9 protein-coding genes and 1 pseudogene are annotated in these 9,049 nt (G+C 68.1%); 9 read left to right on the top strand and 1 reads right to left on the bottom strand.

Features of this window, described 5'->3' with window-relative positions; all coding sequences use genetic code 11:
* The 3 genes and pseudogenes from ACWD3C_RS47050 to ACWD3C_RS47040 all read left to right on the top strand — a co-directional run.
* Positions 1-639 (top strand): annotated as a pseudogene (locus tag ACWD3C_RS47050) (NF041680 family putative transposase); the annotation flags it as partial.
* Between the two features lie 346 nt (positions 640-985).
* A complete protein-coding gene (locus ACWD3C_RS47045; RefSeq protein WP_451154727.1) occupies positions 986-1,174 on the top strand; it encodes a hypothetical protein in 189 nt (62 codons plus the stop codon).
* A gap of 6 nt (positions 1,175-1,180) precedes the next feature.
* Positions 1,181-1,393: a flavodoxin gene (locus ACWD3C_RS47040; RefSeq protein ID WP_451154725.1), complete on the top strand. Its 213-nt coding sequence runs from the start codon at positions 1,181-1,183 to the stop codon at positions 1,391-1,393.
* On the opposite strand, the gene ACWD3C_RS47035 is transcribed toward ACWD3C_RS47040, so the two are convergent.
* The gene (locus ACWD3C_RS47035) at positions 1,394-2,557 is read right to left on the bottom strand and encodes a LacI family DNA-binding transcriptional regulator (RefSeq protein WP_451154723.1); all 1,164 of its coding nucleotides are present in this window, start codon (positions 2,555-2,557) and stop codon (positions 1,394-1,396) included.
* Between the two features lie 29 nt (positions 2,558-2,586).
* Between ACWD3C_RS47035 and ACWD3C_RS47030 the strand changes: the two genes are divergently transcribed.
* From ACWD3C_RS47030 to ACWD3C_RS47005, 6 genes are read left to right on the top strand one after another with little or no spacing between them, the layout of a single operon-like run.
* On the top strand, positions 2,587-3,588 hold the full coding sequence (locus ACWD3C_RS47030) for a zinc-dependent alcohol dehydrogenase (protein ID WP_451154721.1): 1,002 nt from the start codon (positions 2,587-2,589) through the stop codon (positions 3,586-3,588).
* A complete protein-coding gene (locus ACWD3C_RS47025) occupies positions 3,581-4,162 on the top strand; it encodes a TRAP transporter small permease (RefSeq protein WP_451154719.1) in 582 nt (193 codons plus the stop codon). Before ACWD3C_RS47030 ends, ACWD3C_RS47025 begins: the two co-directional genes overlap by 8 nt.
* On the top strand, positions 4,159-5,433 hold the full coding sequence (locus tag ACWD3C_RS47020; RefSeq protein WP_451154717.1) for a TRAP transporter large permease: 1,275 nt from the start codon (positions 4,159-4,161) through the stop codon (positions 5,431-5,433). The genes ACWD3C_RS47025 and ACWD3C_RS47020 overlap by 4 nt, the downstream gene beginning before the upstream one ends.
* 47 nt (positions 5,434-5,480) lie before the next feature.
* On the top strand, positions 5,481-6,512 hold the full coding sequence (locus ACWD3C_RS47015; RefSeq protein ID WP_451154715.1) for a DctP family TRAP transporter solute-binding subunit: 1,032 nt from the start codon (positions 5,481-5,483) through the stop codon (positions 6,510-6,512).
* A 25-nt stretch (positions 6,513-6,537) separates the two neighbouring features.
* Positions 6,538-7,005, top strand: a complete 468-nt coding sequence (gene aroQ / locus ACWD3C_RS47010; protein WP_451154713.1) for a type II 3-dehydroquinate dehydratase — start codon at positions 6,538-6,540, stop codon at positions 7,003-7,005.
* A gap of 14 nt (positions 7,006-7,019) precedes the next feature.
* The gene (locus ACWD3C_RS47005; protein WP_451154711.1) at positions 7,020-8,870 is read left to right on the top strand and encodes a bifunctional sugar phosphate isomerase/epimerase/4-hydroxyphenylpyruvate dioxygenase family protein; all 1,851 of its coding nucleotides are present in this window, start codon (positions 7,020-7,022) and stop codon (positions 8,868-8,870) included.
* Positions 8,871-9,049: the final 179 nt, after the last annotated feature.

Below are 9,049 nucleotides of genomic sequence, written 5' to 3'. Positions count from 1 at the left end.
CCCGACAGCGAGACCAGCCTCGACAGCGACCGCTACGGGAAAGTGACCATCCGCGCCTGGCACAACCTGCACCAGCAGCTGACCCGCCGCTACGCCTGGTGGAGCGACTGGCCCGTGGACAAGCCCCTGCCCATCGTGCGCGGCACCGTCCTACAGGTGCAGGTCGAGCGGATGCCACACGGCGGCGGCACGGAGAAGGACCTGTGGCTGTGGCACCTCGGCCCCCAGCCCGCCGATCCCGTTCCGCTGTGGATGGCGTACATGCGCCGCTTCGACCAGGAACACTTCCACCGGTTCGTCAAGGGCCACCTCGGCCTGGGCGCCGCCCGCCTGGACGCGGCCGAAGCCGTCGACCGGTGGATAGCCCTCGTCCTGGCCGCCTACACACAACTGCATCTCGCCCGGGACCTCGTCGACGATCTCCGCCGCCCCTGGCAGGCCCGCCCGCCCCATGGCACCACTCTGAGCCCCCACCGGGTCCGGTTGGGGTTTCGCCGCCTCCGCGCGAAACTCCCCGCGATCACCAAGCCCCCGAAACCCCGGCCCGCCGGGCCCGGCTGCCCCAAAGGCTCACGGAACAGGCCGAAACATCCCCGCCCCACCTACAGACCCCCGACCAGCCCTTCTCACCCGGCGTGACCGGGAACTCAAAATGCAAGGCTTCCGCAACCCCGCCAACCAACGCCTACGCACACGCTGCGTCACCACCCGCCGAGCCCGCGGACACCTCCGCACCGCTTAAGTTCGAAGACCCACATAAGGTCGGCGACGGCCGTGCGGATGCCCTGCGGCGTAGGCGGCGAAGGCCTCGTACGGGGGGACGGTGCCGGAGAACCTTCAACCGTTGTGCTGTCGGCATCACCGGCTGAGGACCCATCATCCCGGGTGGAAGATCACGCGAGATCCGCATACCGGGGGCAGTACCTGGACCGCGCCCACGGGGCATACGTATACCAACACCCCGCCCGTTCACCGACAGTGACGCGTGCCGAGCGGGGTATGGCTGCGTACTCCGACGACTACGACGAGACGGTCGCCCTCCCCCACTCTCGGCTTCGCTCCCCCCATCGTCCGCGAACAGGACGCCGATGCGCGGCCGACCATCGCCAACCCCCTGTCCGCGATCGACCGTTATGACGTGGTGCTACTGGGCAGCCCCATCTGGAACGTCTGAGCACCCATGATCATGTCTACCTTCGCCGAGGGGTACGACTTCCGCGGCAAGACGGTCCATCCGGTCACGACGTATGCGATGAGCGGACTGGGCACGACCAAGCGCGACTACGCGGCATCCCGGGGTGCGACCATCGGGGAAGGGCTCGCGGTGCGCGGCGAGGAAGTCCGGAAAGCTGATGCCGAGGTCCGGTCGTGGCTGCGGCGCATCGGTGCCTGATCATCCGGCAGCGGGCCCGGTGGATTCGCGGACGATCAGATGCGACGGCAGCACCACCTGGGACGCGGTCTCCGAGCGCCACGACGCATCGCGCATGCCGAGCAGCAGGGCGACGGCCAACCGGCCGGCCTCGCTGAACGGTCCGCCGAGCGTGGTCAACGAGGGCGAGCAGAAGTCCGCGCCGAAGATGTCGTCGTAGCCCACCACGCTGATGTCCTCGGGAACTCGAACGCCCCGCTCGGCGAATCGGCGCAGCATGCCGATGGCGAGCAGGTCGTTGTGGGCGATGGCCGCGGTAGCGCCGGACCCGAGGGCGGCGTCGGCCGCGGCGGCACCGCCGAGCACGGCGGGCGGGAACGGCCCGAGTCTGGCCGCCGACATCCCGAGCCCGCGTGCGGCCGACTCCACCACCCGCCAGCGCTGCGCGGCCAGCCACGACCGGCGGGGACCGGCAAGGTATACGACCGAGGTGTGGCCGAGCGATGCCAGGTGCTCGACGATCTGCTGCGTGCCGTCCTCGTGGTCGACGATGGCGCTGGTCACGCCGTCGACCTGACGGTTGACCAACGTCAGTCGATGGTTGGTCGCCAGCTCCCGGATGCGATCGTCCGACATCCGGCTCGCGGCGATGACGAAACCGTCCACCGATGGGCCGAGCCGTTCGACGTTCCGCGCTTCCAGCTCGGGTGACTCTTCGGTGTCGCCGACGATCAGTGTGCATCCCACTGCTCGTGTCTGCTGTTCCGCGCCCCGGATGATGCCGAAGAAGTGCGGGTTGGTGATGTCCGCGACGCACAGCGCCACCGTGTCGGTACGACCCGAGGGCAGGGCCCGCGCGAGTGGGTTCGTGCGATATCCGAGCCGTTCGGCCGTCTCGAGAATGTGCTCGCGCGTCTGGGCTTTGACCCGGCCGGGCATGGACAGCGCCCTGGACACCGTCGAAGCGGCGACTCCCGCTTCCCGCGCGACGTCGTAGATCGTCGGGTGCTTGCCGCTTTCCTGTGCCACTCTGCCGCCCCCTGGGCCCTGGATTGACTTCGCTTCCGGTCGAATCCTGCTCTGCATGGCAATTTTTGGCAACCGCTTGCCAGTCGATTGCCACACATTTATCTTCAGCGAAACCTTCCAGCCATGTAGTGGGCGTCCGTCCGCGACTGGCGCCACCGTACTCAGAGTTGAGGGGGGAAGAGCTGATGAGGGCTGTCGTTCTGACGCGGCCTCGCCATGTCGAGGTCGTCGACAACTGGCCGGAACCCGACCTCGGTCCGGGCGATGTGCTGGTGGCAATGGCTGCAGTGGGGTTGTGCGGTTCCGACCTCGGTGTCTACGACGGGCACAGGACGACGCCGAGCCTCCCGTGGGTCATGGGGCATGAGGGCGGAGGCGAGATCGTCGCCGTCGGTCCCGATGTCACCGACCGTTACGTCGGTCAGCGAGTGGTGATTGAGCCGAACTACGGCTGCTCCGACTGCCAGGTGTGCCGGGACGGTTTTACCTCGGCATGCGCCCGGCGGCGGATCGTGGGAATGAACATCCCCGGGCTGCTCGCGGAGCGGGTGGCGGTCCCTGCCCGCTTCGCCTGGCCGGTGCCCGCGACCGTTTCCGACCAGACGTTCGCGTGCGTCGAGCCGCTGACGGTGGCGCGTTCCGCCGTCCGCCGGTCGGGGGTGGGCGACGGTGATGAGTGTCTTGTCGTCGGCGCGGGCTCGCAGGGCCTCTTCGTCTGTCAGTCCCTTCTCGCTGCCGGAGCACGGGCCTATGTCACCGAGCCGCACGAGGGCAGGGTCGCCCTCGCCGAGCGGATCGGCGCCAAGCGGGTCGACCCTGAGCGCGCGCGGGACTTCCCTGTCGTGTTCGACACGGTCGGCATCCCGGCGGCGTGGGAGACGTCGGTGCGTGCGGTCGGCACGGGCGGCACCATCGTGATGATCGGCATGGGGATACAGCCGGTGCCGATGTCCACCATGGAACTGACCCAGCGGCAATTGGTGGTCCGGGGCTCACTCATCTACGACCACCCTCGCGATTTCGCCGAGACCGTCGCGGCCGTCGCCGACGGAAGCCTGGCCCCCACACAAGTCCTGCACGCCGAAGCGTCCCCGGCCGATGCCGCGGATGCCTTCGCGCAGGCTCGTACGGCCCCCGGGAAGTCCTGGGTCAACCTCGCCACCTGGCAGGTGGGGTCCGATGACTGAGGAAGCCGCTTCGCCCGGCGGCAGGCGACCTGCCGTGCTCCGGTGGCTGTCGACGGCCGAGGCCGTCGTCGGTGGTCTTCTGCTCGCCGTGATTTTCGTCCTGGTGCTCACGCAGGCCATCCAGCGGTATCTGCCGGCCGGCGGCTGGGTGTGGACCGGCGAGCTGGCCCGCTACAGCCTCGTGTGGCTGACCTTCGCAATGTCCGGCCATCTGATGGCCTGGGACGGGCACGTCGCGCTGAAGCTGATCGACACCGTGGCCAGAGGCAAGCTCCTCCGGCTGGTGGGCATCTTCGTCAACGTCATGGTGGCCATCATCTGCCTGAACCTCGCGTACGAGGCGTACGCCCTGGTGACGGGCGACTCGAAGCAGGTGTCCCCAGCCATGGGCATGCCGCTCCAGTGGCTGTACGTCATCCCTCTCGCCGGGCTGCTGCTGACCACCGTGCGCTCGGTGGTGGCCGTCTTCCTGCCGGAGCCGGAATCCGACGGCGACACCGTGCACGGCGCCGAGCTCAACGCAGAAGGAGCCAACGGATCCAACGGAGCCAAGGGAGAGAGGCCCTCCGCATGAATATGCTGCTGCTGGCCCTGTCGATCCTCGCGCTTCTCGCGCTGCGCGTTCCGGTGGCCTTCGCCCTCCTTGGCCCCTCGCTCACCTATGCGACGTTCAACGGGCAGTCGCTCGGCCTGAGCACCCGCCAGGTCACCGGCGCGATCGACAGCTTCCCGCTGCTCGCGGTGCCTCTGTTCATCCTTGTCGGGGTGGTCGCGAACCACGCCCGCATCGCCGACCGGCTCTTCGACTTCGCGCTGGCGCTGATCGGCCGCATCAGGGGCAGTCTCGGCTACATCAACATCGGTGTCAGCCTTGGCTTCTCCTGGATGAGCGGGTCCGCGCTCGCCGATGCCGCCGGTCTGGGCAAGGTCGAGGTCCCCGCGATGGTCCGCAGGGGCTACTCCAAGCGGTTCGCGGTCGGCATCTCCTCGGCGTCCAGCCTGATCGGCCCGGTCATGCCGCCGAGCATTCCGGCGGTCGTCTACGCCGGCATCGCCGCAGTGTCGACCGGCGCCCTGTTCGCCGCTTCCGTCCTGCCCGCCTTCCTCATGGCCGCCGGGCTGGCGATCGCGGTCTTCGTCTGGGCCCGCCGGCAGTCGGACCTGCAGGGCCAGCCGTTCGACTGGCAGCGGCTGCGGCAGGCCACGGTGCGGGTACTCGGACCGCTGGGCGCTCCCGTGATCATCCTCGGCGGCATCCTGGGCGGCGTCTTCACACCGACCGAGGCCGCCGCGGTCGGCGCTGCCTACGTGCTGGCCCTGGGCTTCGTCTACCGTACGGTGCGGCTGCGCGATCTGGGCCCGATCGCCCGCGAGACGGCGTCGACGACGGCCTCGATCACGCTGATCATCGGAGCCTCCGGGCTGCTGGGATGGATCCTCGCCCGCGAGCGGGTCCCCCGCACGGTGGCCGAGACCCTGCGGGATGTGACCGACAACCAGATCGTCTTCCTGCTGCTGGTCAACCTGCTGCTGATCTTCCTCGGCGCGATACTCGAGGGGATCTCGGTCCTGGTGATCACGGTCCCGATCCTGCTCCCGATCGCGACAGAGTTCGGCGTCGACCCGCTGCACTTCGGTGTCATCGTGATCATCAACCTGATGATCGGCCTGCTGACACCGCCGATCGGCGCGGTGCTCTACGTCATGAGCCCCGTCACCAACATGCCGGTGCACGAGGTGTTCCGCGGCACGGCTCCCTTCCTGATCCCGCTGGTCGCGGTGCTGCTGCTGGTGACCTTCGTGCCGTCCACAGCCACATTCCTGCCCGGTCTGCTCGGTTTCTAGGGCCCGGGAACACCAACCGAACATCCACTCAGTGTCGAGGAGGAGCCATGACGAGAAGGGCGCACCACAGCCGGATGATGGCGGTCCTGTCCGCGGCGGCCGTGCTGGCCACCGGCTGCACGGCGGTCGGCGACAGCGGCAGCGGCAGCGGCAGCGACGACGGTGGAACCGTCAAGCTGTCCTTCGCCAACAGCTACACCACCGACCACCCGCACACCAGGTGCGGTATCCAGGCCGTGGCCGATGCCGTCAACGGCCAGGACATCGGCGTCGAGATCGAGATCTTTCCCAACAGTGAGCTCGGCGACGACTCTTCGAGATTCACCTCCGTGATGGCAGGCGACCTCGACATGGATGTGCAGGGGTCGGCGGCGCTCGCCGAAACGTACGCTCCGGTCGGCGTCCTGGACATGGCGTACGCCTTCGACGGACCTGACCACCTGTTTGACTTCTTCGACAGCGAGACCGGCGAGGAGCTGAAGGAGGACTTCGCCAAGGAGACCGGCGCCCGGGTGCTCGACGTGTGGTACTTCGGCATGCGGCACTTCTCGGCCAACAAGGCGATCAGGGAGCCCAAGGACCTCGAGGGCCAGCGCATACGTTTCCCGGACTCGAAGATCTATCTGGAGAACGCCAAGGCACTCGGGGCGAAGGCCACCGCGGTCGCCTTCGAAGAGGTCTACCTGAGCCTGCAGCAGGGCATCGTCGACGGCCAGGAGAATCCCATCCCCACCATCGCGGAGAAGAGCTTCGACGAGGTGCAGAGCCATGTCAGCCTCTCCGGTCACCAGACCGGTTCCCAGCTGATCGTGGTCAACGAGGACCGCTGGCAGGAGCTCTCCTCCGAACAGCAGGAGGCGGTGGGGAAGGCGGTGTCGGACGCCCGGCCCGAGAACCGCAAGTGCATCGAGGACAACGAGGCCGAGATCCTCGATGAGTGGGAGGAGCAGGGCTCGGTGACCGTGGTCGAGAACGTGGACCGCGATGCCTTCTCGAAGCAGACCGAGGACTACTTCACCAAGAATCTCTCCGGCGAGCAGCGCGACCTCTACGAGGCTGTGCGCGCGTCGGCCGAGTAACCAACACCCAAGCGAGCAAAGAGAGGTGCCTCCAGTGCGGGTTCGTGTTCTCAACGGTCCCAACCTCGGCAGGCTCGGGGTCCGCGAGCCGGACAAGTACGGCACCGCCGGCTACGCCCAGCTCGTCGAGGACTGCCGGCAGGTCGCCGACGAACTGGGCCTCACGGTGAATGTGCGCCAGACCGACGCCGAGCACGAGATGCTCCGCCGGGTCCACGAGGCGGCCGACGACGGCGCGGCTGTCGTACTCAACCCCGCGGCGTGGACGCACACATCCGTCTCGCTGCGGGACGCCTGCGCGATGCTGACCGCACCCCTCATCGAGGTGCACATCAGCAATGTGCACGCTCGTGAGCCATTCCGGCACCACTCCTGCATCTCACCTGTCGCCGACGCGGTGTTGGCCGGTTTAGGAACCAAGGGCTATGCGCTCGCGCTGCGCCGGCCGGCCGCCAAAGGGCCGGCCGGCGAGATCAGCCGGATCAGTGAGTGAGAGGGGCGAGGAGTATGCGCAGGTCCATCGCCACGGTATGCCTGTCCGGCACGCTGGAGGACAAACTGGACGCGGCGGCCGCCGCCGGATTCGACGGGGTCGAGATCTTCGAGAACGACCTCATCGCGTCGCCCTGGACACCTGAGCGGGTCCGGCGGCACTGCGACGAGCTGGGCTTGTCCATCGATCTGTATCAGCCCTTCCGGGACTTCGAGGCGGTCGGCCCGGAGCTCTTCCAACGCAACCTGCGGCGGGCAGACCACAAGTTCGACGTCATGCGGCAGCTGGGAACGGACACCATGCTGGTGTGTTCCTCGGTCTCGCCGGACGCGGTGAACGACGACGACCTCGCCGCCGAGCAGCTGCACACCCTGGCCCAGCGGGCACAGCAGCATGGGCTCAAGATCGCCTATGAGGCGCTCGCCTGGGGGCGTTTCGTCAGTACGTGGGAGCACTCGGCCAAGATCGTCCGGTGCGGTGACCACCCCGCGCTCGGCCTGTGTCTGGACAGTTTCCACGTGCTGTCCCGGGCCGGTGACATCGCCGCCATCACCGGCTTCCCCGCCGAGAAGCTGTTCTTCCTGCAGCTGTCCGACGCCCCGCGGCTGGACATGGGCGTGCTGCAGTGGAGCAGGCACTACCGGCTCTTTCCCGGCCAGGGCGGTTTCGATCTGCCCGCGTTCGTCAGCCACGTGCTCTCCGCCGGCTATACCGGCCCGCTGTCGCTCGAGGTGTTCAATGACGTGTTCCGCCAGTCAGCTCCGGGCCGGGCGGCGGTCGACGCGATGCGCTCGCTGATCGCACTGGAGGAAGAGCTCGGGCAGCGCCACCCCGCCCGGGCACGGGAGCGGATCGAGTCGGCCTGCCCGCCACCCGCTCCGGAGTTGACGGGGTACTCCTTCGCCGAACTCACGGTCACCGACGACTCCGGGCCGGAGATTTCCAGGGCGCTGGCCGCCATGGGGTTCGCCCACCTCGGGCAGCACCGCTCCAAGCCGGTGCAGCTGTGGCAGCAGGGTGCGGCCCGGGTCCTCCTCAACAGTGGCGAGGACGCCCGGACCGCGGTCAGCGCGCTGGCCGTGGAAACCGTCGACCCCACGCGCTCGGCGCAGCGTGCCACGGCACTGCTCGCTCCGGTGCTGTCCCGCACTCGCGGCCCGGCCGAGGCAGATCTGACCTCGGTCGCCGCCCCGGACGGGACCTCGGTGTTCTTCTGCCGCACCGGCGCCGACGATGTCACCAGTTGGCTGACCGATTTCATCCTCACCGACACCGAGCACACCGCGCGTACCGGACTGACCCGGATCGACCACGTCGCGCTGGCGCAGCCCTTCGACTACTTCGACGAGGCCACGCTGTTCTACCGCTCGGTGCTCGGCCTCGACCCCCAGCATGACGCCGAGTACGCGGCTCCGTTCGGTCTGGTGCGCAGCCGGGCGGTGTCCGATCCTGCCCGCCGGGTTCGCATCGTGCTGGACGGAACCGTGCTGCGTCGTGGCGAGTGGGTGCCCGGCGTCCCCGACCCGCAACACATCGCCTTCTCCACGGACGACATCTTCACCTGCGCGCGAACGATGCGGGAGCGCGGGGCACCGTTGCTGGCTGTCTCGGACAACTATTACCGGGATCTCGATGCCCGGCTGGACCTCGAACCGGAGCTGCTGGCCGTCATGCGCGAGTGCCGTGTGCTCTATGACCGCGACGAGCAGGGCGAGTTCTTCCATGTGTACACCGAGGTACTGGGCTCTCGGGTCTTCTTCGAGGCAGTGCAACGCGTGGGCGGGTACGCCGGTTACGGAGCAGTCAACGCTCCGGTACGCATGGCCGCCCACCGTGCGGCGCGGCGCGGCCACCCGCTAGTGTGATGCGCCAGAAAATCTGAGTTTTAGTTCTGCTCGGTTGTGTCGGTTGTGTCGGTGCTGGGCCTGACCGTGGCCAGGTAGTCGGCGAGGGAGTTGAGGATCTCGTCAGCGGTCTTGGTCCAGGTGAACGGCCTGGGGTCCTCGTTCCAGGTGGCGATCCACGCCTTGATGTCGTCTTCCAG

This window comes from Streptomyces sp. NPDC002845 (assembly GCF_053591955.1).
The sequence above is the reverse complement of the archived record's forward strand: the minus strand, read 5'-3'. Positions and strand labels throughout refer to the sequence as shown.

What these genes read in the sequence shown, in the direction of transcription:
- ACWD3C_RS47020 (WP_451154717.1), top strand. Translation starts at nt 4,159, where the DNA reads ATGAATATGCTGCTGCTGGCCCTGTCGATCCTCGCGCTTCTCGCGCTG.
- ACWD3C_RS47040 (WP_451154725.1), top strand. Translation starts at nt 1,181, where the DNA reads ATGATCATGTCTACCTTCGCCGAGGGGTACGACTTCCGCGGCAAGACG.
- ACWD3C_RS47015 (WP_451154715.1), top strand. Translation starts at nt 5,481, where the DNA reads ATGACGAGAAGGGCGCACCACAGCCGGATGATGGCGGTCCTGTCCGCG.
- ACWD3C_RS47025 (WP_451154719.1), top strand. Translation starts at nt 3,581, where the DNA reads ATGACTGAGGAAGCCGCTTCGCCCGGCGGCAGGCGACCTGCCGTGCTC.
- ACWD3C_RS47005 (WP_451154711.1), top strand. Translation starts at nt 7,020, where the DNA reads ATGCGCAGGTCCATCGCCACGGTATGCCTGTCCGGCACGCTGGAGGAC.
- ACWD3C_RS47030 (WP_451154721.1), top strand. Translation starts at nt 2,587, where the DNA reads ATGAGGGCTGTCGTTCTGACGCGGCCTCGCCATGTCGAGGTCGTCGAC.